The following is a 23,698-nucleotide window of genomic DNA, read 5'->3' as shown; positions in this document are numbered from 1 at the left end:
TGGTGCCTTTCTTTTGGCGAAGCAAAAGAAAGACACTCGCCGCCGGGCGACTCCCGGCCTCCGCCCTTGAACCAGGCATGCTGCGCATCAGCGAGCCCGCGAGCGCGCCCCGGTTTCGACAAGCTCAACCCGAACGGGCGGGGGGTAAGGCGCCCCGGTTTCGACAAGCTCAACCCGAACGGGCGGGGTGAGGCGCTCCGGTTTCGACAAGCTCAACCCGAACGGGCGGGGGTGAGGCGCCCCGGTTTCGACAAGCTCAACCCGAACGGGCGGGAGTGAGGCGCCCCGGTTTCGACAAGCTCAGCCCGAACGGGTAGGGGTGAGGCGCCCCGGTTTCGACAGGCTCAGCCTGAACGGGCGGGGGGCGTAGGCCCAGGCCTCCATGGGCTCAGCCCGGACGGAACGCCGCCCCGGGCCAGCACATTCAACCTCAGTGCCGCCCACCACCTCAGGCCCCCACCATCTCCCGCTCATCCGCCGCAAACTCCGGCAGCCCCTTGAGCCGCTCATAGATGGGCGCAAAGTCCGCTGCCGTCATCTCGAACAACTGCTCGAAACTGTCGATCACAAAGTACGTCTGCTGGTATGTATCGATCTTGTAGCGCGTGCGCATCGTCCGCTCAAGCTGCAGTGGAATGCGCTGGGGTTCAGGGCTCTGCACCGAGTAAGCGAGTTCTCCGGATGAACTGAGGATCCCCGCGCCGTACGCCCGTATCTGCCCCGCCTCGCGGATCAGTCCGAACTCGATGGTGTACCAGTACAGCCGGCTCAGCATCTCGCACGACCCCAGGCCCTGTGCCTTCAGCCCGCCCTGGCCATAGCGCTGCACATAGTCGGCGAACACCGGGTTGAACAGCAGCGGCACGTGGCCGAACAGGTCGTGAAAGATGTCGGGCTCGACGATGTACTCGAACTCCTCGGGCCTGCGGATCCAGTCCGTCACCGGGAACTTGCGGTTGGCCAGCAGCGTGAAGAAAGGCACTTCAGGGATCAGGCCCGGCACACCCACCAGCTCCCAGCCGGTGGCTTTGCAGAGGCGTTCATTGACCTCTTCGAACCGGGGGATGCGGTCGCTCGCGCCCAGCGAGGGCAGGGCGTCGATGAACGCCTGGCTGGCCAGGCCCGGCAGCAGCGCGCGCTGGCGCTCGTACAGGCGACGGTAGGTGTCGTGGTCGGCGGCGGTGTAGCTCGCGTAATCCTGCGTGCAGGTGTAGTCCTCGCTGGCGCGCGAGTAGTCGCCGCGTGGCGGGCGGGCGGATTGGCCATAGACGACAGGGGCTTGTCCCATTTTCTTTTACTCCTTGCCGCCATGACCGCGCGCCGGGGTGGCGCGCACCTGCCCTGGCGGCTGCTAATCGATCTTGATTTTTGCGGCCCGGATCAGGAACTCGTACTTGCTGTTTTCCGAGCGCACGAACTGCGCAAACGTGTCGAGCGTGAGCTCTTCGGGCGTGATGCCCATCTTCTTGAACTTCTCCTTGCCAGCGGGCGAATGCATGGCGGTCGCGAAGGCGCTGGCGTATCGGCGTGCGTCCGCGTCGGGCAGCGAGGCCGGGGCGAACAAACCGAACCAGGTGGACACGTTGAAGCCCTGCACGCTGTCGTTGATGCTGGGCACGTTGGGCAGCGCCTCGTTGCGGCTCAGGGTGGTCACGCCCAGTGCCAGGAACTTGCCCGACTGGATCTGCGGCAGGGCCGAGGCCAGGTTGTCGAACACGAGCAGCACCTGGCCGGACTCCAGCGCCGCCAGCGCGGGCTTGGAGCCCTGGAACGGCGTGTGGTCCATCTTGGTGTTGGTGAGCGACTCGAACATCTCGGCCGCGATGTGGCCGATGCTGCCGTTGCCGCCCGAGCCGTACTTGAACTGGTTCGGGTTCTTCTTGAGGTACTGCACCAGGTCCGGCGTGGTCTTGATGCCGAGCTTGGCGGCGTTCTGCGCGTTCACCACCAGGACGTTGGGCGTGCGCGCCACCAGCACCAGGGGTTTGAAGTCCTTGATGGGGTTGTAGGGAAAGTTCTTGTACAGCCAGGGGTTCACCGCGTGGGTGGCCACAGCGCCCATCAGTACCTGGTTGCTGTTCTTGCCCGCCTTGGCGACCTGGTCGGCGCCCGTGTTGCCGCCGGCACCTGGTTTGTTCTCTACCGTGATGGCGCCCAGCTGGGTCGTGCCCTCGGCCACGATGCGGGCCGAGATGTCGAGCGGGCCGCCTGCAGGGTAGGGGACCACGATGGTGAGCGGGGCGGCGGGATTCTGTGCCAGGGCGGGCGCGGCTGCGCCAGCCAGGACGAGGCTGGACAGCAAGGTGGTACGGAGCGACATCGGGATCCTTTTGAGTTCCGGGGAGCGCGCAGTATAGGCACCTGCCCAGGGTTAACCCAGGGGATGTCTGATGTCTTAGGTGTTGAGCACGCCCCGGCGGATCTGGTCGCGTTCGAGCGATTCGAACAGCGCTTTGAAGTTGCCCTCGCCAAAACCGTCGCGGTAGTCGCCCTCGCGCTGGATGAACTCGAAGAACACGGGGCCCAGCATGGGCGTGGAGAAGATCTGCAGCAAGAGGCGCGGCGTGCCGTCGGCCGTGGTGCCGTCCAGCAGGATGCCGCGCGACTGCAGCTCGGCCACCGGCTGGCCGTGTCCGGGCAGGCGGGTGTCCAGCATCTCGTAGTAGACGTCGTTGGGCGCGGTGGCCAGTGAAACGCCGGCCATGCCCAGCTTGTCCACCACGTCCTGCAGGTTGTCGCAGATCAGCGCGATGTGCTGGATGCCTTCGCCGTTGAACTGCATGAGGAATTCTTCGATCTGCCCGCCGCCCTGCTTGGACTCTTCGTTCAGCGGGATGCGGATCTTGCCGTCGGGCGCGGTCATGGCCTTGGACGTCAGGCCCGTGTACTCGCCCTGGATGTCGAAGTAGCGGATTTCGCGGAAGTTGAACAGCTTCTCGTAGAAGTTGGCCCAGAAGCCCATGCGGCCCCGGTACACGTTGTGCGTGAGGTGGTCGATGAGGTTCAGGCCGTGGCCCACGGGGCGGCGGTCCACGCCTTCGATGAATTCGAAGTCGATGTCGTAGATGGACTTGCCGTCTTCAAAACGGTCGATCAGATACAGCGGCGCGCCGCCGATGCCCTTGATCGCGGGCAGGCGCAGCTCCATGGGGCCGGTGGGGATGTCGATGGGCTGGGCGCCCAGTTCGAGCGCGCGGTTGTAGGCCTTGTGGGCGTCCTTGACGCGAAAGGCCAGGCCGCAGGCCGAGGGGCCGTGCTCGGCGCCGAAGTAGGCCGCCTGGCTGTGGGGTTCGCGGTTGAGAATGAAGTTGATGCCGTTCTGGCGGTACAGCACCACGTCCTTGGAGCGGTGCTTGGCCACGAGCGTGAAGCCCAGCTTTTCGAACACGGCTTCCAGCACGCCGGGTGTGGGCGAAGTGAATTCGACGAATTCGAAGCCCATCAGGCCCATGGGGTTGTCCCAGGCTTCGAGCTGGGCGGCGGTTTCTTGCGGCAGGGCGGCGTTCATGGGCTTGTCTCCGGCATTCGTGGGGGATGAGGAATGTCAAGGACTGTAGGCGCGCACTGCCTCATGTTTCTGGCGAAATCAAGACCGCTGGCAGTCTGATTTGCAGGAATCTTGTGAATGATCAAAATTTTGCGCACTCTGGGAGCGCTTCGGCCGCAGATGACCCTGTGTTGTGGCGTGGCGCTCAGGAGCCCGAGGGCTGGCTGCCCAGCCTGCGCAGGGCCAGCGCTGCGTCAACGCGCTGCTGCTCATCGCTGGTGAACAGTTGCTGGCGCAGCTTCGCCAGCGCGGCGCTGTCGCTGCCTGGCCGGGCGCTGGCCTGGCTGTACTGGTCGAGCCGCTGCTGCCAGTGCTGCTCCTCGCGGTCCAGCTGCGCCAGCGCGTGGGCGGCGGCTTCGCCGTACTGGGCGCTGCGCGCCTGGTGGCGTGTGAGGTCGCTCGCGTTCTGCGCATTGAAGGCAGCGGTCTGCGCAGCCGCCGCCATGTGTTCGGTGGAGGCCGCGCGTTCTGCGCGGCGCTCCGGCGGGAGTTCGTTGTCTGCCGCCTGCAGGGCCTGGGCCCGCTGGTCGGGGGTGAGGCTGGCGTTGCGTGCGATCTCCAGGCGTGCCAGGGTGTAGCGGTCCAGCTCGGCCTCGCGGGCGAAGAGCGCGTCGTACTCGGCGCCGTCGAAGAACTGCTGGCGCACCTTGTGCCGCGCTTCCATGGTGTCGCGCAGCGCGCGTGGGTCCGCCAGGTCTTGCGGTGCGCGAGCGTCCAGCCGGCCCAGTGCAACGCGGTAGTCCACATAACGCTCGGCCAGCGCCAGCGCGCGTGCGGCCAGCGCGGGCGGGAAGTGCCGCCCGACCAGCGCGGCAAGCCGCTGCTTGAGTGCCGAGGGGTCGCTGGCATCGCCCGCTTCCAGCAGCATGGCTTCGAGGGTGTCGCGCAGCCCGTGCACCAGCAGGGGATCGGTGGAGTCGGCGGGGGCACCCTGTGGAGAGGGCCCGAGGACGCTGCCCTGTGCCACCCGGCCCGGCGCGATGGCGCCCGGGCCTGCCCCTGCCTCGCCGTGCGCGCCGGCGTCCCATGCACCCTGGCCCGGGCCTTGCGCACCCGGCTCCGCCGTGGGGCCGAGCCACCAAAGAGCGGCGCCGGCCAAGGCGGCCAGGGCCGCAGCCCCTGCGATCACACGGGTGCGCTGCATGGCTTACAGGCCCTGAGCCTTGAGCCGGTTGGCGTGCTGGCGGTACAGCGTCACCGGGTCGGTGGAGAACCAGTCGCGCAGGCCCACCAGCTGGTTCACCTCGTCCAGGTGGTTCTGGCGGTAGTCGCCCAGGTGCTTGCCCAGGCGCGACGAGCAGGCCGACACCAGGCCGTCATTGGCTTCTCCGAAGGTGAGGCTCAGCACGCTGAGCAGGCCGTCGCTCGCGTCGAGCACGTTGGTCAGGGGCTGCGTGCCCGTCCACGAGTAGTAGCGCACACCGTTGACCAGCTCGGCGCCGCTGCCGCAGCCGCTGGGCAGGCCTTGCGGGAAGCGGCGGTTGAAGTCTGCCAGCCCGCGTGTGGTCAGGGAATCGAGGGCGGCCGTGGGCATCTGGGGCAGGCCCGTGCCGCCGGAGGTCAGGTTGATCAACGCCACCAGCGCCTTGGCCGCGCTGTTGGCCACGGCCTCCGAGACCGAGCCCGCAGGCGCCACCCCCCGCAGGATGTCGGCCACGCGCGAGCCCTTGTTCACGCCCCCGATGGAGGTCACCGAGGCCACCAGCTGCGGGGCCACGCCCGCCACATAGCGGGTGGTGGGCCCGCCGTGCGAGTGGCCGACCAGGTTGACCTTGCCTGCGCCCGTGATCGCGAGGATGGTCTTGACCTGCGCCAGCAGTTGTTCGCCCCTCACCTCGCTGCTGTTGGCGGCAGAGACCTGCGCCACGTAGACCTTGGCGCCGCCCTGGCGCAGGGCGTCCGGGATACCGTAGAAGTAGTCGATGCCCAGCGCCGAGTCAAAGCCGAACAGCCCGTGCACCAGCACGATGGGGTAGCGCGTCTGCGTGTAGCCCGTTTGCGCCTGCGCGCCCACACCCGCCAGCAGCAGCCCCGCAGTCGCCGCCAGCACCAGTCGCCGCAGAAAGCGGCTCAAAAATCCGGTCATGTGTTTGTCTCCGTTGATGTGATTTCTTGTATTTGCAAAAAAGAACGATCGTTCGTTTTTGCGGAATTCATTCTTCGTGGGAGAAGCCCTTGTCACTATCGGGACATACCCGTGCCCGCAATGTGGTCAGCGCGAAAGCGCCGCAGTTCATAGAATCCTGCGCCATGAAAGCCTTTGACGCATTGGACAAGCTCGATCGCGCCATCCTGCGCCGCCTGCAGCAAAATGGCCGCGAAACCTACGACGTCATCGGCGAACAGGTGGGCCTGTCGCCCAGCGCGGTGCTGCGCCGCGTGAAGCGGCTGGAGGACAGCGGCGTGATCGAGCGTTACGTGGCCCTGGTCCCGCCCGAGGCGGTGGGGCTGGGCCTGACGGCCTATCTCAACGTGCGGCTTGAAAAGCACACCGAAAGCCACAAGCGCAACCCCATGGACCTGTTTCGCGCGAGCGTGCAGACCTGGCCTGAGGTGGTGGAGTGCGCGTCGCTCACCGGCGAGATGGACTACCTGCTGCGCGTGGTGGTCGCCGACATGGCGCACTACAGCCGCTTCATCATGGACACACTGCTCAAGCACCCGAGCGTGCAGGACTGCAAGACGAGTTTCGTGCTCGACCGCGTGAAGGCGACCACCGCCGTGCCCGTGTGACAATCCGCGCGCACCGGGGCATGGCATCGCGCCCGGGGCCGCGGGAGGGCGGTTCACAGCATGATGATTTCAATCGATGACCTGCAGTTCGGCTATGGCCGCCACCTGCTGTACCAGGGCTTTGCGGCGCGCGTGGAGCAGCCCGGCATCTACGGGCTTTTTGGGCGCAACGGCAGCGGCAAGTCCACGCTGCTCAAGCTGCTGTGCGGCCTGCTCACGCCCTGGTCCGGGCGTATCGAGGTGCTGGGGCGCAACCCGCGCGAGCGCGCGGCGGACCTCCTCGCCGCCATCTACATCGTCCCGGAAGAGTTTCACCTGCCCAACCTCACGTGCGCGCAGCTGGCGGCGACCCAGGGGGTGTTCTACCCCCGTTTCTCCACCGACCTGCTGAGCGAGTACCTGGCGCATTTCGAGGTGCCGCAGACGGAGCGCTTCGAGTCCATGAGCCTGGGGCAGAAGAAGAAGGCCGCCATCGCCTTTGCGCTGGCCACGGGCACCCCGTTGCTGCTGATGGACGAGCCCACCAATGGCCTGGACATCGTGGGCCGCGCGCAGTTTCGCAAGCTGCTGCAGCGCCCCGAACACGCGCACCGCGCGGTGCTGATCAGCACCCACCAGGCGCACGACCTGGAGAGCATCCTGAGCCACATCTGGTTCATCGACCAGGGGCGGCTCGCGCTGTCCGCGCGCATGGACGACCTGGCGCGCCTGCTGTCCATGGGCGTGGCGCACGATGAAGAAGCCGCACGCGCACAGGCCGAGGGCGCGCTGCTGTACCAGGAGCGCATCGGGCACCAGCTGGCCTATGTGGCGCTGCGCGGCGACGGGGCGCCGGGCGAGCCCGCGCCGTCGGGGAGCGCGGTCCAGCTGGAGCTTTTGTACAAGGCGCTCAGCCTGAACCGCGACACGGTGCTGCAGGCCCTGGCCCCGCTGCACGATGCCCCGGCGCACGGGGAGGAGCACGCATGAATTCCCCATCCTCGCCCGCCCCCTTGTCCGCGCCGCGGGCTCCCGCCGGCAGCCCGCATTTTTCGTGGAACCGCTTCGTGCTCCTGGCACGGGCGCACTGGGCAGAGCACCTGCGGCAATACCTGGGCCACCTGGCGGTGACCGGCTTGCTGTACGGCGTGTTGCTGCTCGTTACCCTGAGCCTCTCGCGCGGCGAGGCGTTCTCGACCGGCGGGCAGTCGGCTTTTTACTTCTGGGGGCTGTACCTCACCGGCTTCGTGTTCGCCGGCCGGTACTTCGACGGCATGGCGCGGCGCGAATCCGCGTTGCTGGCCCTGATGCGGCCGGCCTCCGTGCTGGAGAAATGGCTGCTGTGCGTGGTGGTCGTCGCGGTGGCGTATCCGCTGTGCTACACGCTGCTGTTCCTGGCGATCTCGTGGCCGGCCCAGGGCGTGGCGCTGGCCTTGCGGGCGGCGTGGCTCAAGACCACTTCGGTGGACCCGCAGAACTACGCCCTGTTCGTGCCCCTGGTTCGCCCGCCGCTGCGCGAATCGCTGCTGAGCATTCCGCAGCAGTGGGGCTTCTTCATCGCCGCCTGGGCGCTGCAGGCCGTGGCGGTCACGGGCTCGCTGTACTTTCGCCGGGCGGCCATGCTCAAGACGCTGGCGCTGGGCGTGGTGCTGTTCGTCATCACGGTGATGACTGGCATCGTGTCCGACGCGCGGCACGAAGTGCTCTTTGCCTGGTGGTCCGGCCGCGCGGGATCGGGAGGCCTGGCCCTGCATGCGCTGAACGCGGCGCTCTGGCTGGTGTTGCCCCTGCTGCTGTGGGGGCAGACCTACCAGCACCTGCGCGAGAAGGAGCTGGCGTGATGGCGCAGTTGGAACCCCGTGCTGCAGCCGCCCCGCGCCCCAGGGGACCATGGTTTTTCGCCGGTATCTGGGTGGTGTTCTGGGGCTTGCTGGCCCTGAGCGGCCTGGATCGCTTCAAGGACCTGGAGGGCGCCGAGCGCACCTACGCCGTGCATGCGGCGCAACTTGCCGGGGTGACACATTTGCGCATCGAAGGAGACCCCGGCGAGACGCAAGGCTACGCGCCCCAGACGCGGGTGGTGCTGGGCGGGGCGAGCGAGGTGGCGCTGACCCTGCAAAACCGCTACGACGGCCTGCGCAGAAGCACGCGCAAACCGGCCGAGAACGCGGCAGAAGCCCGTCCCGAGCCGCCGATTGCGGCAGTTCGCGAGGGCGACACCCTGGTGCTGCGCTGGCTGCCTGCGGTGCGCGCGCGCGGTGCAGAGCACTCCGAGGGCGATGGCGACGATGGCGACATGTGGATACGCGAGATCACGCTGCCGCCGCAGTTCCAGAGCCTTGCGCTGTCCCACGCCCTGGTGGAGGCGCTTGAACCCTTGGAGCGCCTGAGGGTTTCGGGCCGGTCCGTGGAGGTGCGGGGCCAGGTCGCACACCTTGACCTGCAGTCCACGCTGTGCGGGCGGTGTGCCCGGGTGCCGGCTGGGCGGGATGCGGCCGCCTGCGAGGAGCGGGCCCAGCGCGGGCGGGACGCCTCGCTGGAGGTTATGGCGGGCGCCATGCAGTCCGTGCGCATCGCGGCCGAGATGGGACAGGTCGTGCTCAAGGACACCGAGCGGCTGCGCAACCTCGAGTTGCACCTGGGCGACGGCGTGGCGCTGTCGGTGGACCGGGCCGGGGTGTTGCGCCTCGCAAGCAACGCGGCCGGGCATTCGGACGGCGGTGGCTGTGCTGTCGCCAGCGGCCCCGGTCCGACGCCGGGGCCCTCCACGCCGCTGGACCTGGTGCCCACTGGCGGCGGCCGCCCTCAGGGCCGATAGCAAGCACGCCGCGCGGCAATGCGGCGGCCCTGCGCCCGGTGCGCGGCAAAGTGAAACGCCTGCGGCAGAGCGGGTTCCTGCGGTTGCCCTTCGGCGGTGGCGGAGGTACGCTGGAGCTCCCGTTGTCGGCTGCGAGCGCCCCGCGCCCAGGTGCAGCCAGGTGGAGCCAAGTGCAGGGTTGGGGGCTGCCACACCCGCCCGGCGAAGTCGCTTCGGTGACGTTGCGGAGCTGGACCGGGTGCGTGGTGCTCCGTTTTTGGTAGCGTTTTGCGTAGGCGCATCAAAGGCTGGTGAGCAATTTTGAAAGGTATTTGAGTTGCCTCACTACTTTGTTGCAGCGCAGCAGAAAATGCTGGAAATCCCTAGGGAAAACCCTTATATTTGCTGCCATGTTCGCAACGAAAGACTGGCTCAAGGCATCCTGGCACGCAGGCAGGGGCATGCTGCGCCCCGTGACGGGTGCTCCCACTGCGGCTGAACACCGCGCCAAGCAGGAGGTGCCCGTGATGGTTCCAATCCGCGCCCTGGGCCCTTCGTACCGCGAACGGATCACCCAGCATTTGCTCCAGCTCGAGCCGTCCGACCGTTACCTGCGGTTCGGCTACGCCGCCAACGACGAGCAGATCCGCCGTTATGCCGAACAGCTCGACTTCAACCGCGACGAGATCTTCGGCATCTACAACCGCCGCCTCGAACTCATCGCGATGGCGCACCTGGCGTTCTCCGAACACCCCGAGCACAAGCACTGCGCCGAGTTCGGCGTGTCCGTGCTCAAGCAGGCCCGTGGCCGCGGCTTTGGCGCGCGGCTGTTCGAGCGCGCCGTGATGCATGCGCGCAACGAGGGTGTGAACATGGTCTTCATCCACGCGCTGTCCGAGAACACCGCCATGCTCAAGATCGCGCGCAACGCGGGCGCCACCGTGCGCCGCGACGGTTCGGAGTCCGAGGCCTATCTGCAGATTCCGCCTGCGAGCTTCGACACCCGCGTGGCCGAGATGGTCGAGCAGCAGTTCGCCGAGGTGGACTACCAGCTCAAGAAGCAGGCCAAGCAGTTCTGGGACTTCCTGGCCAACGTGCAGGAAGTGCGCAGCGGCGTGCAGCATGCACGCCACCAGTCGGCGGAGTGACGCGGCCGGGCCTGCGGGCCGCAGCCACGGCAGCAGCAAACCCGTGAACCGGGCCGGTGCAGGCCCTGTCACGACAATCCGCTATCCTAGGGGCCTGATCCACTACGCACGTCAAGACAGTGTCTGACCCGCACCCCGCCCACACCGGGCGACCGCCCGAAAGGGAAGACAAGCGCACCTTCCTGCAGAAAGTGGTCGAGTTCATCCACCCTGGGCCGGACTCCACGGAAGAACTCATCGAGACCCTGGCCGAGGCCGAAGACAACGAGGTCATCGGCGCCGAGGCGCGCGTGATGCTGGAGCGCGTGATCCGCATGGCCGACATGACGGCCGGCGACGTCATGGTCGCGGCGCCGCGGATGGACCTCATCAACATCGAGGCGCCGTTCGAAGATCTGCTCAACCTCGTCATCCACACCGCGCATTCGCGCTTTCCGGTATACCAGGGCGAACGCGAGAACATCATTGGCATCCTGCTGGCCAAGGACCTGCTCAAGCTGCAGCGGGCGCCCGAGCTCAACATTCGCGCGCTGCTGCGCCCGGCGGTGTTCGTGCCCGAGAGCAAGGGGCTGTATGACCTGCTGCGCGAGTTCCGCGGCAATCGCAGCCACCTGGCCGTGGTGATCGACGAGTTCGGCCGTGTGGCGGGGCTCATCACCATCGAGGACGTGCTCGAGCAGATCGTCGGCGAGATCGAAGACGAGTTCGACATTCCCGAGGACGATGGCGACATCTTCGGTCTGGCCGACCACACCTACCGCGTGAGCGGCGACACCTCGATCGAGCGCGTCTGCGAGGCGTTCGACGTTCTGATCCAGGGCAGCGACCCCGAGGAGCATTTCGACACCATCGGCGGCCTCATCGCCCACGAGATGGGCCACGTGCCCAAGCGCGGCGAGCACCTGCAGCTGTCGGGCCTGAACTTCGTCGTGCTGCACACCAAGGGCGGGGCGGTGCGCTGGTTCAAGGTGTCGCGGGCCGAAGAGCCCGGCGCCAGCAGCGAGTGATGGCGCGCGCCCGATTGCCTGCGGGGCTGCCGCTGGTCCCGCAGGCCGTGCTTGCGGTGGCCGCAGGCCTCGCCCAGGCCGCATCGCTGGCGTGGCCCGTGGGCGGCGAACCCCTGTGGTGGCTGCAACTGCTGTCGATGGCCGTGCTGGCCTGGCTGGTGCGCCCGGCCCCCGATCAGAGCATTGCCTGGCGACGCGGCGCGGTGACCGGCGCGCTGTTTGCCACGGCCTGGCTGGCAGGCACGTTCTGGTGGCTGTTCATTTCCATGCACACCTACGGCGGCCTGGCCACACCCCTGGCCGTGGCGGCCGTGCTCGGGCTGGCGGCGTTCCTGGGCAGTTACTACGCGGCGGGTTTGGGCATTTTTTGCCGTCTATCGCTTTCCAGTCGTGCGCTGAGTGCTATATTTTTCGGAGCAATTTGGCTGCTGGCCGAGCTCGCGCGCGGCACCCTGTGGACGGGCTTTCCGTGGGGTGCCGGGGGCTACGCGCACGTCGACGGCCCCCTGGCGCCCCTGGCGCGCCATGTGGGCGTCTATGGCGTGGGGGCCGTGGCGGCGGTGGTGGCGATGTACGTGGTGCAGCTGCGCAGCGCGGACCTGGTCCGCTGGCGCACGTGGGCTCTTGCGCTGGTGGCGGCCGGTGCGCTGGCTGCTGCCGCCTCGGGCCGCCACTGCGCAGTCAACCTGTGCCATACGCCCGCACACCCGCAGTCCAAACCCCTGACCCTGGAGTTGCTCCAAGGCAACATTCCGCAGGACGAGAAGTTCCAGCAGGGCAGTGGCGTGCCGGTGGCCCTCAAGTGGTATGCCGACCGGCTGCAGGAGGCCCAGGCCGACCTCGTCGTGGCGCCCGAAACGGCGATTCCGCTGCTGCCCCAGCAGCTCATTCCGGGCTACCTGGAGGGCATTCAGAAGCGCTATGCCCAGGGGCCGCAGGCGGCGCTGGTGGGTATTCCGCTGGGTGACGAGACCGTGGGCTACACCAATTCGGTGCTGGGCATGGGGGCCGGCGTGGCCCCGCCCGGCGCGCCCTACCGCTACGACAAGCATCACCTGGTGCCCTTTGGCGAGTTCATCCCGCCGTTCTTCAAGTGGTTCACCGCGATGATGGACATCCCGCTCGGGGACTTCAACCGGGGCGCCGTGGGTCAGCCGTCGTTTGCGTGGGCGGGGCAGCGCATCGCGCCCAACATCTGCTACGAGGATCTGTTCGGCGAAGAGCTGGGGGCGCGCTTTATCGACCCGGCCCAGGCGCCCACGGTGTTCGTTAACTTCAGCAACATCGGCTGGTTCGGCAACACCGTGGCCATCGATCAGCACCTGCAGATCAGCCGCATGCGGGCGCTGGAGTTCGAGCGCCCCATGGTGCGCGCCACCAATACCGGCGCCACGGCCATCATCGACCACCGGGGCGTGGTCACACACGCGCTGGAGCGCCACACCCGCGGTGTGCTGCACGGCGGGGTGAGGGGCCGCGGGCTGGATGCGGCAGAGGGCTGGGCGATCACGCCGTACGCGTGGTGGGTGTCACGCTGGGGGCTGTGGCCGCTGTGGATACTGGGCGGCGTGGCGGTGGTCTTTGCGGCGGTGGCCCGGCGGCGGCGGACGGTGGACGGGGCTTGATCCACGTCAGCGCGCAGCAGGGAGCCCCGGCACCCAGGTAGGCCAAAACGCGCTGGGGCGCCTGCTGCCTTGATAATGGAGCCCCACAAGCGGGGGCTTGTGCTGGTTTTGTGTTGGTTACAACGATGATTTGAGGCGGGCTGACCCGCCGTTCTGGAGCACGACTGAAGATGGCTGATTCCTTTTCCTACGAACAACTGATCGCCTCGGGTGAGGGCCGGCTGTTCGGCGCCGACAGCGGGCGCCTGCCGCTGCCGCCCATGCTGATGTTCGACCGCATCACGCACATCGACAGCGACGGGGGCGAGCACGGGCTGGGAAAGATCCGCGCTGAACTGGACGTGAAGCCTGACCTGTGGTTCTTTGCATGCCACTTCCAGGGTGACCCGGTCATGCCTGGCTGCCTGGGGCTCGATGCCATGTGGCAGCTGATCGGTTTCTACCTGACCTGGCTGAAGCTGCCGGGCCGGGGCCGCGCGCTGGGCGCGGGCGAGGTGAAGTTCACCGGCGAGGTCGGCCCCGATGTGAAACTCGTCACCTACGAGATCGACATCAAGCGTGTGATCAAGCGCAAGCTGGTCATGGCGATCGGCGATGCCCGCCTGCTTGCCGATGGCAAGGAAATCTATGTGGCCAACGACCTTCGCGTGGGGCTGTTCAAGCGCGAGGGTGACGACAAGGACGCAGCATGACCACGACCAAGAAGCGCGTAGTCATTACCGGTGCGGGCATCGTCTCGTGCATCGGCAACGATCTGGACACCGTGGAAGCCTCGCTGCGGGCGGGCACCAGCGGCATCAAGGCCGTCGAGAAATTCAAGGAGCTGGGCCTGCGCAGCCAGGTGGGCGGCGCACCCGAGATCGATATCGAATCGCGCATCGACCGCAAGCAACTGCGCTTCATGGGCGATGCTGCGGCGTACGCGCAGATCGCTCTGGAAGACGCCATCAAGCAGGCGGGGTTGACGCCTGAGCAGGTCAGCCACCCGCGCACCGGCCTCATCATGGGCTCGGGCGGCGGCTCGCCCGACAACCAGATCGAGGCGGCCGACACGCTGCGCGAGAAGGGCATCCGGCGCGTGGGCCCCTACCAGGTCACGCGCTGCATGAGCTCCACCGTGTCCGCGTGCCTGGCCACCAACTTCAAGGTCAAGGGCATCAACTACTCCATCACGTCGGCCTGCTCCACGTCGGCGCACTGCATTGGCGCGGCCGCGCAGCAGATCGCTTGGGGCATGCAGGATGTGATGTTCGCGGGCGGCGGCGAAGAGCTGTCCTGGGGCATGTCGCTGCTGTTTGATGGCATGGGCGCCATGTCCAGCAAGTACAACGACACGCCCGGGAAGGCCTCGCGCGCCTACGACGCCAACCGTGACGGCTTCGTGATCGCCGGCGGCGGCGGCGCCGTGGTGCTGGAGAGCCTGGAGCACGCCCAGGCACGCGGTGCCACCATCCTGGCAGAAGTGGTGGGCTTTGGCGCCACCAGCGACGGCGAAGACATGGTGGCCCCGTCGGGCGACGGCGCCATTGCCTGCATGCAGCAGGCGATGGAGGGCCTCAATGCCCCCATCGACTACATCAACACGCACGGCACCTCCACGCCCGTGGGCGACATGCAGGAAGTGCGCGCCATGCAGGCGCTGTTCGGCGACAACGTGCCGCCGTTCTCGTCCACCAAGTCGCTTACCGGCCACTCGCTGGGTGCCACCGGTGTGCAGGAGGCCATCTACTGCATGATCATGCTGAACAAGGGCTTCATCGCAGGTTCGGCCAACGTGGAAACGCCCGACCCCGCGCTGGGCACGATGCCGCTGGTCACGCAGACGCGGGATGCCGCGCTGACCACCGTGCTGTCCAACAGCTTCGGTTTCGGCGGCACCAACGCCAGCCTGGTGCTGCGCCGCTGGAGTGCTTGAGCGATCGTCCTGGGGCGCTTCGCGCCTTTCCCGCTTCTTCTTTCGAATTGCCGAGCGATTCGGGCAGGGGGCGCAGCCGCAGCGGCCAGGTAACCCTGGCACGGCTGCCTCGCGATAGCTGTGACAACCCGCCACCCGGCCCACGGGTGTGCGGTTTTTTTTATGCCCGCCGAGGAGACTGGCCCGAGAGGGCTGCGTGCAGCACACCCGGCAGCATCGCCAGCATGCGCGTGGCCTGCAGGCCCGGCGGCGACGAGCGTGCGTGGTAGCTGTACAGCGACATGGGCGGCAGTTCGTGCAGCTCCAATGTGACCATGCTGGCCGGGTCCAGGCGCGTGGCGGTCAGAAAATCCACCACCGTCCAGCCCATGCCCAGGCGCACCAGCTCCAGCGCCAGGCGTGATGTCTGCACCTGGATGCCGGGGCCGGCCGGCGTGCCCAGGCGCTGCGCGATCTCGTCGATGGACTGCCGCATGGGGTCGTCGCCCACCAGCCGGATCACCGGCACCTGCGCCAGCCGGGCGCTGCGCGAGGCGGCACGTGGCGCGCGGCTCCACAGCGCCTCGGCCACGGCCAGGTACATGCGCCCGCTCACCAGCAGGTCGCTGCCGATCTGCGGGTGCGGGTGCTTGTAGAAACCCAGGCAGAAGTCCACGCTGCGCGTGAGCAGGGCCTGGGTCATCTGGTCCTGGTGGATGGTGCGCACCTCCACGCCCACCTGGGGGTAGCGCAGCGCGTGCTGCTGCAGCAACTGCGGCAAGAACTCATGGCTCACAGCCGGGATCGCGGCCATGCGCACGTCGCCCGTGTCGCTGGCTGCCAGGTTGCGGGCCGTGCGGCGCAGGGCATCGAGCTGGCGGTGGATGCCCGCCGATTCGGCGGCCAGCACCTGCGCCTCCGGCGTGGGGGTGAGGCCCGCCGGGGTGCGCAGGAAAAGGCGGTAGCCCAACTGCAGTTCGGTGTGCGCCACGGCCTTGCTCACGGCGGACGGTGTGATGCACAGCAGCCGTGCGGCGGCGCTCATGTTGCCGGTTTGAAGCACTGCCTGAAAGACTTCCAGTTGCCGCAGATTCATGCATCCGTCCTGATGTCGAGGTGTGAATGAAATTCACATGGGAGCGCTGATTATTCCGCATCAGTGTGCGTGGATCTCTCATAGGATGCGCCACCGCTCGAAAGCGGCGCGGCACCGCCAGGGCCGTGAATTGACAACATCGTTCCCAGGAGACTTTTCACCATGCGTATTTCTTCACCTGCCCACCGCTGGCTCGCTGGCCTGCTGCTGTCGGCTGCGTCCGCCGTCGCCATGGCCCAGGCCGCCAAGCCCCACGTCGTGGTGCTGGCCACGGGCGGCACCATCGCCGGCGCCGGCGCGTCGGCTGCCAACAGCGCTACCTACGCCGCCGCCAAGGTGCCGGTGGACAAGCTGCTGGCCGGCTTGCCCGAGCTGGCGAACGTCGCCAAGGTCTCGGGCGAGCAGGTGTTCCAGATCGCGTCCGAAAGCTTCACCAACGAGCATCTGCTCAAGCTCGGCCAGCGCGTCTCGGCCCTGACCAAGCAGGCCGATGTGGACGGCATCGTCATCACCCACGGCACCGACACGCTGGAAGAAACCGCGTACTTCCTGAACCTGGTCGTGCGTACCAGCAAGCCCATCGTGGTGGTCGGCTCCATGCGCCCCGGCACGGCCCTGTCGGCCGACGGCGCGCTGAACCTGTACGACGCCGTGACCGTGGCCGCCAGCAAGGACGCTGCCGGCAAGGGCGTGCTCGTCACCATGAACGACGAGATCCAGAGCGGCCGCGACGTGAGCAAGACCATCAACATCAAGACCGAGGCCTTCAAGAGCCAGTGGGGTCCGCTGGGCATGGTGGTGGAAGGCAGGAACTACTGGTTCCGTGCGCCCGTCAAGCGCCACACAGCGAACTCCGAGTTCAACATCGACGAGATCCAGGCCCTGCCCGCCGTGGACATCGTGTACGGCTACGGCAACATGAACACCACCGGCATCGAGGCCTACAGCAAGGCCGGCGTGAAGGCGCTGGTCCACGCCGGCACCGGCAACGGCTCCGTGGCTGCCCAGGCGGTCGACTCGCTCAAGGCCCTGCGCGGCAAGGGCGTGCAGGTCATCCGCTCGGCCCGCGTGCCCGACGGCTTCGTGCTGCGCAATGCCGAGCAGCCCGATGACAAGTACGACTGGGTGGTGGCGCACGACCTGCGCCCGCAAAAGGCCCGCATCCTGGCGATGGTGGCCCTGACCAAGACCAATGACAGCAAGGAACTGCAGCGCATTTTCTGGGAGTATTGAAGCCCCCCCTGAGTCGCTGCGCGCCTTCCCCCCGGAGGGGGGACGCACCCGGTGGCCTGGCTAAGCCAGATCCACGGGTGCTCTCGCGATGACGGCGCGTCCAGTTGGGCGTTGGGTTGTGCGAGTCGGGCGACGGATTTTTATTGATTTGGCGCACAGCTGTGCGCCGATGGTTGCCTGCAAGGGCGGCACCTGCACGCGGTGGCTTATGGGCGGCGCGGATGGGTTGGAAAGGCTGGGGCTCCACGAGGGCCCTGGCCTTTTTTCATGGGGCGGGCGGTTTGGACCTCTGGCTGCTGGCAGCAACTGGCGCTGGCGTCGCGGTGTTTGCAGGGCGGCCTTGCTGCGGCGCCGTAAAATGATCGGTTCGCGTGTGCGATGCCCGTCCGTGCTGCCTGGGGTGGTCAGCAGGCGTCGCGCCAACGCTTGGCATCGTTTTCTTTTTCTCCTCCTACTTGCCCGGCCCTGGCTTGCCAGTGCCACAGACGCCATGTTGACATTCCAGCAAATCATTCTGAAGCTGCAGTCCTATTGGGACGCGCAGGGTTGCGCCCTCTTGCAGCCCTACGACATGGAAGTGGGCGCCGGCACCTCGCACACCGCCACCTTCCTGCGCGCCATCGGCCCTGAGCCCTGGAAGGCCGCCTACGTGCAGCCCAGCCGCCGCCCCAAGGACGGCCGCTATGGCGAGAACCCCAACCGGCTGCAGCACTACTACCAGTACCAGGTGGTCCTGAAGCCCGCGCCGGCCAACATCCTGGAGCTGTACCTGGGTTCGCTCGAAGCCCTCGGTTTCGACCTCAAGAAGAACGACATCCGCTTCGTCGAGGACGACTGGGAGAACCCCACGCTCGGCGCCTGGGGCCTGGGCTGGGAGGTGTGGCTCAACGGTATGGAGGTGACGCAGTTCACCTACTTCCAGCAGGTCGGCGGCATCGACTGCAAGCCCGCCACCGGCGAGATCACCTACGGCCTGGAGCGCCTGGCGATGTACCTGCAGGGCGTGGACAACGTCTACAACCTCAAGTGGACCGACACGCTGAGCTACGGCGATGTGTACAAGCAAAACGAGGTGGAGCAGTCCACCTACAACTTCGAGCACAGCGACGCGGACTTCTTGTTCACCGCCTTCAACGCGCACGAGAAGCAGGCCAAGTACCTGATGGAGCAGCAGCTGGCGCTGCCCGCCTACGAGCAGGTGCTCAAGGCCGCGCACAGCTTCAACCTGCTGGATGCGCGCGGCGCGATCAGCGTGACCGAGCGGGCCGCGTACATCGGCCGCATCCGCAACCTGGCCCGTGCCGTGGCGCAAAGCTACTACGAGAGCCGCGAGCGCCTGGGCTTCCCCATGGCGCCGCGCGAGTGGGTGGAGCAAATGGCCAAGAAGGCAGCCTGAGCGGACGAAAGAGAACAAGAACATGACGACGACCCAAAACCTTCTCGTAGAACTGTTTGTCGAAGAGCTGCCGCCCAAGGCGCTTCAAAAACTGGGCGATGCCTTTGCCACCGTGCTGTGCGACCAGCTCAAGGCGCAGGGCCTGGCCTCTGCCGCATCGGTGGTCACGCCCTTTGCCTCGCCCCGTCGCCTGGCCGCGCACGTGACCACCGTGGCCGGCAAGGCGGCCGACAAGGCCGTGCAGCAAAAGCTCATGCCCGTGACCGTGGGGCTCGACGCCGGCGGCAACGCCACGCCCGCGCTGCTCAAGAAGCTGCAGGCCCTGGGCGCCGATGTGTCCGACCCTGCAGCCGCTGTCGCCGCCCTGAAGCGCGCGCAGGACGGCAAGGCCGAGGCCCTGTTCTACGACAGCGTGGTGCCCGGTGCCACGCTGCAGGACGGCCTGCAGAAGGCGCTGCAGGAGGCCATTGCCAAGCTGCCCATCCCCAAGGTCATGAGCTACCAGCTCGAGACCGACTGCGAACTGCCCGGCTGGACCAGCGTGAACTTCGTGCGCCCCGCGCACGGCCTGGTGGCGCTGCATGGCGCTGCTGTGGTGCCGGTCAAGGCATTGGGCCTGACGGCAGGCAACAGCACCACCGGTCATCGCTTTGAAGCCGCCGTGTCGCCCGTGGTGCTGGCCGACGCAGACAGCTACGCCGCCACGCTGAAGAAGGACGGCGCCGTGATCGCCAGCTTTGCCGAGCGCAAGGCCGAGATCGCCCGCCAGCTGGCCGCTGCCGCTGCCAAGGTGGGCAACGGCGCCCGCCCCATCGAGGACGAAGCCCTGCTCGACGAAGTGACCGCGCTGGTCGAGCGCCCCAACGTGGTCGTCTGCCAGTTTGAAGAACAGTTCCTGGGCGTGCCGCAGGAATGCCTGATCCTCACGATGAAGGCCAACCAGAAGTACTTTCCGTTGCTGGACGCCGCAGGCAAGCTGACCCACAAGTTCCTGGTGGTGAGCAACATCAGCCCCGAGGACACCAGCTTCGTGACTGGCGGCAACGAGCGCGTGGTGCGCCCGCGCCTGGCCGATGCGAAGTTCTTCTTCGATCAGGACCGCAAGAAGACCCTGGCCTCGCGCGTCGAGGGCCTGGGCAAGGTGGTTTATCACAACAAGCTGGGCACGCAGGGTGAGCGCGTGGAGCGCGTGCGCGCCATTGCCAAGGCCATCGCACAGCAGCTGGGCGATGCGCAACTGGTGCAAGACGCCGACTTGGCCGCGCAACTGGCCAAGACCGATCTCGTCACCGACATGGTGGGCGAGTTCCCCGAGCTGCAGGGCATCATGGGCGGCTACTACGCGCTCAACGACGGCCTGGGCGAGACCGTGGCAAACGCGATTGAAGACCACTACAAGCCGCGCTTTGCGGGCGACGCGCTGCCGCGCAACACCGCTGGTGTGGTGGTGGCCCTCGCCGACAAGCTGGAAACCCTGGTGGGCATGTTCGGCATCGGCAACCTGCCCACGGGCGACCGCGACCCGTTCGCGCTGCGCCGCCATGCGCTGGGCGTGATCCGCATGCTGGTCGAAAAAGATCTGCCCCTGGACCTGAACGCTTTGCTGGCCGGCGCCGTGCCTGCGTTCGGCGACAAGATCACCGACGCATCGGCGCCCCTGGCCGACTTCATCTACGACCGCCTCGCCGGCAGCCTGCGTGAGCAGGGCTACCGCGCGCAGGAAGTGGACGCCGTCATGGCCTTGCGCCCGCAGCGCCTGGCCCTGGTCGAAAAGCAGCTGGCAGCAGTGCGCGCCTTTGCCGCGCTTCCCGAAAGCCCGGCGCTGGCCGCCGCCAACAAGCGCGTGGGCAACATCCTGAAAAAGGCCGAAGTCGAAGGCCCGGTGGACGCCCATGTGAACCCCGAGCTGCTGCAGGAAAAGGCCGAGCAGGACCTGTACGCCGCGCTGCAGCGCTTCGTGCCCGAGGCCAATGCGCAGTTCGACGCGGGCGACTACACCGCCAGCCTGCAGACCCTGGCCGTGCTGCGCGCGCCGGTGGATGCGTTCTTCGACGACGTCATGGTCAACGCCGAGCAGCTGGATGTGCGGATGAACCGCCTGGGCCTGCTCAAGATGCTGCACAACGCGATGAACCGCGTGGCCGACCTTTCCCGTCTGGCCGTTTGACCGGATGGCCCAAGCTGATAGGCTGGCGATTCTCACAAGGTAATCAAGCCCCATGAAACTCGCCATCCTCGACCGCGACGGCACCCTCAACCCGCTGGGGGAGGACTTCATCACCACCGCCGACGAGTGGACGGCCGTGCCGGGCGCGCTCGAAGCCATTGCGCGGCTCAACCACGCGGGCTGGCACGTGGTGGTGGCCACCAACCAGCCGGGGCTGGGGCGCGGGCTGTTCGACGTGATGGCCATCAACGCCATCCACGCCAAGATGCACCGCCAGCTGGCTGCCGTGGGCGGGCGCATCGATGCGGTGTTCTACTGCCCCCACGCGCCTGACGAGGATTGCGCCTGCCGCAAGCCCGCGCCGGGCCTGCTCGAGCAGATCTGCGACCGCTACGGTGTGGAACGCCATGACATGCAGGTGGTGGGCAGCTGCGCCGTCCACCTGCAGGCGGGCGCGGCGGCCGGGGCGCAGCAACTGCACCTGGTGTGCACGGGCCAGTCGGCGCACATCGACGCCTTGGGCGCTGTCCCGGAGGGGATGCCTGCCGGTACCGTGCTTCATGCCAGCCTGAAGGACTTTGTGGACCAACTGCTGCCAGCCGTGCCCGTAGCAGCACCACCCACCGCGCCGGCTGCGGCCGTCAGCTCCTCTGACACTATTTAATTGATAGCTGCCGGCGTTTGCCCAGCAAGCGCTGACGACCCAAAAGACTCCAACACATGGCTTTCATCCGCTCTCTCGTTCACTTTCTCTGGATGGGCATCACCGTGGTGCCCTACACGCTGGCCATCATGCTGGGCTCGCTGTTCGGCATGCGGGGCCGGCCCCTGTACCGCATTGCGCGGGCGTGGCTGTCGCTGTGCATCAGCAGTGCCCGGGTGATCCTGGGCGTGCGTGCCAACGTGATGGGCATGGAGAATCTGCCGCAGGGCGAGAGCGCGGGAGCGGTGCTGCTGGTCAAGCACCAGTCCACGTACGAGACCTTCCTGATGCCGTCGATCATGCCGCACCCCCTGGCCTACGTGTTCAAGCGAGAGCTGCTGCACGTTCCGTTCTTCGGCTGGTCCATCGGGCGGCTGGACATGATCCACATCGACCGCAACCAGCGCACGCAGGCCTTCAACAAGGTCGTGCAGCAAGGCAAGGAACTGCTGGCCAAGGGCATCTGGATCATCATGTTCCCGGAAGGCACGCGCATCGAGCGGGGCCAGAAGGGCAACTACAAGACAGGTGGAACGCGCCTTGCGATCGACACCGGCGCGCCGGTGGTACCGATTGCCGTCACCTCTGCCAAGGTCTGGCCGCGCAAGGCGTTCATCAAGCGGCCAGGCGTGGTGGACGTGTCCATCGGCAAGCCCATCCCCAGCGCCGGCCGCCAGCCCGACGAGCTGATGCGAGAGGTCGAGGCCTGGATCGAGGCCGAGATGCGCCGCCTGGACCCCGAGGCGTATCCTGCGGCGGCACCCGCTGCAGCAGCCGCCGCCACCACCGAGAAGTAAACCCCGTGATGCAGCGGCTTGTGCAACTGGCGCTGGACCTGTTCGATGCGCCCCTGGCACCGCCCGCTGTGGCGGCGCCCGCGCCTGCACCGTTTGCCGCGCCTTCACCGGCACCGACGCCGCAGCCAGGCGCTGCTGGCAAGGTGCTGCCGCCTGCCCACCCGCCTGCGGTGCCGCTGCCTTCGCTGCTGCACCCCGCCGAGTTCCGCCACCCGCAATCCAATCGCCAAGTGCTGCTGGGCGACGCCCTGGTGGCCTATGCCCTCACACGCGCGCGGCGCCGCACCATCGGGTTCACCGTGGGGGCCGACGGCCTGGCGGTGCGCGCACCCAGCTGGGTCACGCTTTCGGCGGTAGACGCCGCGCTGCGCGAGAAGGCCGACTGGATCCTGCGCAAGCTCTCCGAGGCCCGCGAGCGCCAGCAGCGCATGGAGGGCGGGCGCATCGTCTGGGCCCATGGCGCTGTGCTGCCGTACCTGGGCGAGCCGCTCACGGTGGTGCTGGACCCGAGCCACGGGTTCACAGGGAAGGGCGGGGCGCTGGTGTCCTCTGCAGCGCCTGCGGACCCGGCGGCGCCGGCAACTCCAGGAGCGCCTGAAGCGCCCGCAACGCGCACCCTGCACATCGGCCTGCCCCACAGCGCCAGCCCCGCGCAGATCCGCGATGCCGTGCAGGCCTGGCTCATGCGTGATGCACGCCGCCACTTCACCGCGCGGCTCGACCACTTCGCGCCGCTCCTGGGTGTGCGCTGGGCCAGCCTGCGCCTGTCGAGTGCACAGACCCGCTGGGGCAGCGCCAAGTCCGACGGCTCCATCCGCCTGAACTGGCGCCTGCTGCACTACCGCCCGGCCGTCATCGACTACGTGGTGGCGCACGAGCTGGCCCACCTGCGCGTGATGGACCACAGCCCGCGCTTTTGGGACACAGTGGCCACGGTGGTGCCCGACTACGCGCAGCTGCGCAGCCACCTGCGCGAGGAGCCCGCGCCTGTATGGTGACTCCCCCTGAGTCGCCTGCGGCACCTTCCCCCTGAGGGGGACGACGCCCTTGCTGCGGGGCGGCCCTTGCTCGGCGTCCCTCGCGTGGGCTGCGTCGATTTGAACGCTGTGCCGAAACCTAGAAAGGACTGACCAATGACCGAAAACCAAACTTTCACGCCCGCCGACGGTTACGCCGGCGACATCACGCCCCAGCAAGCCTGGCAATGGGTACAGGCCGGCCAGGCCGTGCTGGTGGACGTGCGCAGCGACGCCGAGCGCGACTGGGTCGGCCAGGTGCCCGGCGCCGCGGCCGTGGCCTGGAAGCAGTGGCCCGGCATGGCCATGAACGCAGACTTTGACGCGCAGATCCGCGCCGCCGTGCCCGCCGGCACTCCCGCCGTGCTGCTGTGCCGCAGCGGCGTGCGCTCCATCGCCGCCGCCCGCCGCGCCACGGAACTGGGCCTGACCGCCTACAACATCCTCGAAGGCTTCGAAGGCGACCCCGACGCAGAGGGCCACCGCGGCACACGCGGCGGCTGGCGCTTCCACGGCCTGCCATGGAAGCAGGGCTGATGCTCCTAAAAAAATAGCTGTCA

The 23,698-nt window shown here is 67.5% G+C and carries 22 protein-coding genes; 16 read left to right on the top strand and 6 right to left on the bottom strand.

Annotated features, from left to right (window positions below):
• Positions 1-448 precede the first annotated feature (448 nt).
• The 5 genes from phhA to KW835_RS04215 all read right to left on the bottom strand — a co-directional run bounded on the left by phhA (position 449) and on the right by KW835_RS04215 (position 5,633).
• Positions 449-1,288 (bottom strand): phenylalanine 4-monooxygenase, encoded by an 840-nt coding sequence (phhA, locus tag KW835_RS04235; protein WP_218381000.1) that lies wholly within the window; start codon positions 1,286-1,288, stop codon positions 449-451.
• 63 nt (positions 1,289-1,351) lie between these two features.
• Entirely contained in the window at positions 1,352-2,320 is a 969-nt protein-coding gene (locus KW835_RS04230) for a tripartite tricarboxylate transporter substrate binding protein (RefSeq protein WP_218380999.1), read from the bottom strand.
• A 75-nt stretch (positions 2,321-2,395) separates the two neighbouring features.
• Positions 2,396-3,508 carry a 4-hydroxyphenylpyruvate dioxygenase gene (gene hppD / locus KW835_RS04225; protein WP_218380998.1) on the bottom strand — a complete coding sequence of 371 codons (1,113 nt, stop codon included), beginning with the start codon at positions 3,506-3,508 and terminating at the stop codon, positions 2,396-2,398.
• Between the two features lie 184 nt (positions 3,509-3,692).
• On the bottom strand, positions 3,693-4,691 hold the full coding sequence (locus tag KW835_RS04220; RefSeq protein ID WP_218380997.1) for a lipase chaperone: 999 nt from the start codon (positions 4,689-4,691) through the stop codon (positions 3,693-3,695).
• 3 nt (positions 4,692-4,694) lie between these two features.
• Entirely contained in the window at positions 4,695-5,633 is a 939-nt protein-coding gene (locus KW835_RS04215; RefSeq protein WP_218380996.1) for a triacylglycerol lipase, read from the bottom strand.
• Positions 5,634-5,797: 164 nt separating this feature from the next.
• Here KW835_RS04215 and KW835_RS04210 point away from each other — a divergent pair, with 164 nt between their 5' ends.
• The 9 genes from KW835_RS04210 (at position 5,798) to fabB (ending at position 14,751) form a co-directional block, all read left to right on the top strand.
• Positions 5,798-6,280, top strand: a complete 483-nt coding sequence (locus KW835_RS04210) for an Lrp/AsnC family transcriptional regulator (RefSeq protein WP_218380995.1) — start codon at positions 5,798-5,800, stop codon at positions 6,278-6,280.
• Between the two features lie 60 nt (positions 6,281-6,340).
• Positions 6,341-7,249 (top strand): ABC transporter ATP-binding protein, encoded by a 909-nt coding sequence (locus KW835_RS04205; protein ID WP_255593234.1) that lies wholly within the window; start codon positions 6,341-6,343, stop codon positions 7,247-7,249.
• Complete coding sequence (locus KW835_RS04200; protein ID WP_255593233.1) at positions 7,246-8,100, top strand: hypothetical protein; 855 nt, start codon at positions 7,246-7,248, stop codon at positions 8,098-8,100. The genes KW835_RS04205 and KW835_RS04200 overlap by 4 nt, the downstream gene beginning before the upstream one ends.
• Complete coding sequence (locus KW835_RS04195) at positions 8,100-9,077, top strand: hypothetical protein (RefSeq protein ID WP_218380994.1); 978 nt, start codon at positions 8,100-8,102, stop codon at positions 9,075-9,077. The genes KW835_RS04200 and KW835_RS04195 overlap by 1 nt, the downstream gene beginning before the upstream one ends.
• Before the next feature lie 389 nt (positions 9,078-9,466).
• Complete coding sequence (locus KW835_RS04190) at positions 9,467-10,204, top strand: GNAT family N-acetyltransferase (protein WP_218380993.1); 738 nt, start codon at positions 9,467-9,469, stop codon at positions 10,202-10,204.
• Between the two features lie 119 nt (positions 10,205-10,323).
• A complete protein-coding gene (locus KW835_RS04185; RefSeq protein WP_218380992.1) occupies positions 10,324-11,211 on the top strand; it encodes a transporter associated domain-containing protein in 888 nt (295 codons plus the stop codon).
• On the top strand, positions 11,211-12,836 hold the full coding sequence (gene lnt, locus KW835_RS04180) for an apolipoprotein N-acyltransferase (RefSeq protein ID WP_218380991.1): 1,626 nt from the start codon (positions 11,211-11,213) through the stop codon (positions 12,834-12,836). The genes KW835_RS04185 and lnt overlap by 1 nt, the downstream gene beginning before the upstream one ends.
• A gap of 170 nt (positions 12,837-13,006) precedes the next feature.
• Positions 13,007-13,528, top strand: coding sequence for a 3-hydroxyacyl-[acyl-carrier-protein] dehydratase FabA (gene fabA / locus KW835_RS04175; protein WP_218380990.1), 522 nt, complete (start codon positions 13,007-13,009; stop codon positions 13,526-13,528).
• A complete protein-coding gene (gene fabB, locus KW835_RS04170) occupies positions 13,525-14,751 on the top strand; it encodes a beta-ketoacyl-ACP synthase I (protein ID WP_218380989.1) in 1,227 nt (408 codons plus the stop codon). The genes fabA and fabB overlap by 4 nt, the downstream gene beginning before the upstream one ends.
• Positions 14,752-14,911: 160 nt before the next feature.
• Here fabB and KW835_RS04165 read toward each other — a convergent pair whose 3' ends face one another.
• Positions 14,912-15,826 carry a LysR family transcriptional regulator gene (locus KW835_RS04165; protein ID WP_218380988.1) on the bottom strand — a complete coding sequence of 305 codons (915 nt, stop codon included), beginning with the start codon at positions 15,824-15,826 and terminating at the stop codon, positions 14,912-14,914.
• Positions 15,827-15,988: 162 nt separating this feature from the next.
• Between KW835_RS04165 and KW835_RS04160 the strand changes: the two genes are divergently transcribed.
• The 7 genes from KW835_RS04160 (at position 15,989) to KW835_RS04130 (ending at position 23,675) form a co-directional block, all read left to right on the top strand.
• Positions 15,989-17,059, top strand: coding sequence for a type II asparaginase (locus KW835_RS04160; RefSeq protein ID WP_218380987.1), 1,071 nt, complete (start codon positions 15,989-15,991; stop codon positions 17,057-17,059).
• 490 nt (positions 17,060-17,549) lie between these two features.
• Positions 17,550-18,455: a glycine--tRNA ligase subunit alpha gene (gene glyQ / locus KW835_RS04155; protein ID WP_056413984.1), complete on the top strand. Its 906-nt coding sequence runs from the start codon at positions 17,550-17,552 to the stop codon at positions 18,453-18,455.
• 22 nt (positions 18,456-18,477) lie between these two features.
• Positions 18,478-20,622: a glycine--tRNA ligase subunit beta gene (glyS, locus tag KW835_RS04150; RefSeq protein ID WP_218380986.1), complete on the top strand. Its 2,145-nt coding sequence runs from the start codon at positions 18,478-18,480 to the stop codon at positions 20,620-20,622.
• Between the two features lie 52 nt (positions 20,623-20,674).
• Positions 20,675-21,286 carry a D-glycero-beta-D-manno-heptose 1,7-bisphosphate 7-phosphatase gene (gene gmhB, locus KW835_RS04145; RefSeq protein ID WP_218380985.1) on the top strand — a complete coding sequence of 204 codons (612 nt, stop codon included), beginning with the start codon at positions 20,675-20,677 and terminating at the stop codon, positions 21,284-21,286.
• A 56-nt stretch (positions 21,287-21,342) separates the two neighbouring features.
• Positions 21,343-22,122, top strand: coding sequence for a 1-acyl-sn-glycerol-3-phosphate acyltransferase (locus tag KW835_RS04140; protein WP_218380984.1), 780 nt, complete (start codon positions 21,343-21,345; stop codon positions 22,120-22,122).
• Positions 22,123-22,130: 8 nt separating this feature from the next.
• Complete coding sequence (locus tag KW835_RS04135; RefSeq protein WP_218381062.1) at positions 22,131-23,120, top strand: M48 family metallopeptidase; 990 nt, start codon at positions 22,131-22,133, stop codon at positions 23,118-23,120.
• 135 nt (positions 23,121-23,255) lie between these two features.
• Complete coding sequence (locus KW835_RS04130; protein ID WP_218380983.1) at positions 23,256-23,675, top strand: rhodanese-like domain-containing protein; 420 nt, start codon at positions 23,256-23,258, stop codon at positions 23,673-23,675.
• Positions 23,676-23,698: the final 23 nt, after the last annotated feature.

Origin of the sequence: Acidovorax sp. sic0104, assembly GCF_019219095.1 — a bacterium.
Taxonomy (GTDB): Bacteria; Pseudomonadota; Gammaproteobacteria; order Burkholderiales; family Burkholderiaceae_C; genus Acidovorax.
The sequence above is the reverse complement of the archived record's forward strand: the minus strand, read 5'-3'. Positions and strand labels throughout refer to the sequence as shown.

Coding starts and splice junctions, on each gene's coding strand:
- KW835_RS04215 (WP_218380996.1), bottom strand. CDS start 5,633: ATGACCGGATTTTTGAGCCGCTTTCTGCGGCGACTGGTGCTGGCGGCG.
- KW835_RS04230 (WP_218380999.1), bottom strand. CDS start 2,320: ATGTCGCTCCGTACCACCTTGCTGTCCAGCCTCGTCCTGGCTGGCGCA.
- phhA (WP_218381000.1), bottom strand. CDS start 1,288: ATGGGACAAGCCCCTGTCGTCTATGGCCAATCCGCCCGCCCGCCACGC.
- KW835_RS04195 (WP_218380994.1), top strand. CDS start 8,100: ATGGCGCAGTTGGAACCCCGTGCTGCAGCCGCCCCGCGCCCCAGGGGA.
- glyS (WP_218380986.1), top strand. CDS start 18,478: ATGACGACGACCCAAAACCTTCTCGTAGAACTGTTTGTCGAAGAGCTG.
- KW835_RS04190 (WP_218380993.1), top strand. CDS start 9,467: ATGTTCGCAACGAAAGACTGGCTCAAGGCATCCTGGCACGCAGGCAGG.
- KW835_RS04220 (WP_218380997.1), bottom strand. CDS start 4,691: ATGCAGCGCACCCGTGTGATCGCAGGGGCTGCGGCCCTGGCCGCCTTG.
- fabA (WP_218380990.1), top strand. CDS start 13,007: ATGGCTGATTCCTTTTCCTACGAACAACTGATCGCCTCGGGTGAGGGC.
- KW835_RS04135 (WP_218381062.1), top strand. CDS start 22,131: ATGCAGCGGCTTGTGCAACTGGCGCTGGACCTGTTCGATGCGCCCCTG.
- KW835_RS04200 (WP_255593233.1), top strand. CDS start 7,246: ATGAATTCCCCATCCTCGCCCGCCCCCTTGTCCGCGCCGCGGGCTCCC.
- KW835_RS04165 (WP_218380988.1), bottom strand. CDS start 15,826: ATGAATCTGCGGCAACTGGAAGTCTTTCAGGCAGTGCTTCAAACCGGC.
- KW835_RS04160 (WP_218380987.1), top strand. CDS start 15,989: ATGCGTATTTCTTCACCTGCCCACCGCTGGCTCGCTGGCCTGCTGCTG.
- glyQ (WP_056413984.1), top strand. CDS start 17,550: ATGTTGACATTCCAGCAAATCATTCTGAAGCTGCAGTCCTATTGGGAC.
- fabB (WP_218380989.1), top strand. CDS start 13,525: ATGACCACGACCAAGAAGCGCGTAGTCATTACCGGTGCGGGCATCGTC.
- KW835_RS04210 (WP_218380995.1), top strand. CDS start 5,798: ATGAAAGCCTTTGACGCATTGGACAAGCTCGATCGCGCCATCCTGCGC.
- KW835_RS04205 (WP_255593234.1), top strand. CDS start 6,341: ATGATGATTTCAATCGATGACCTGCAGTTCGGCTATGGCCGCCACCTG.
- lnt (WP_218380991.1), top strand. CDS start 11,211: ATGGCGCGCGCCCGATTGCCTGCGGGGCTGCCGCTGGTCCCGCAGGCC.
- hppD (WP_218380998.1), bottom strand. CDS start 3,508: ATGAACGCCGCCCTGCCGCAAGAAACCGCCGCCCAGCTCGAAGCCTGG.
- KW835_RS04140 (WP_218380984.1), top strand. CDS start 21,343: ATGGCTTTCATCCGCTCTCTCGTTCACTTTCTCTGGATGGGCATCACC.
- KW835_RS04130 (WP_218380983.1), top strand. CDS start 23,256: ATGACCGAAAACCAAACTTTCACGCCCGCCGACGGTTACGCCGGCGAC.
- gmhB (WP_218380985.1), top strand. CDS start 20,675: ATGAAACTCGCCATCCTCGACCGCGACGGCACCCTCAACCCGCTGGGG.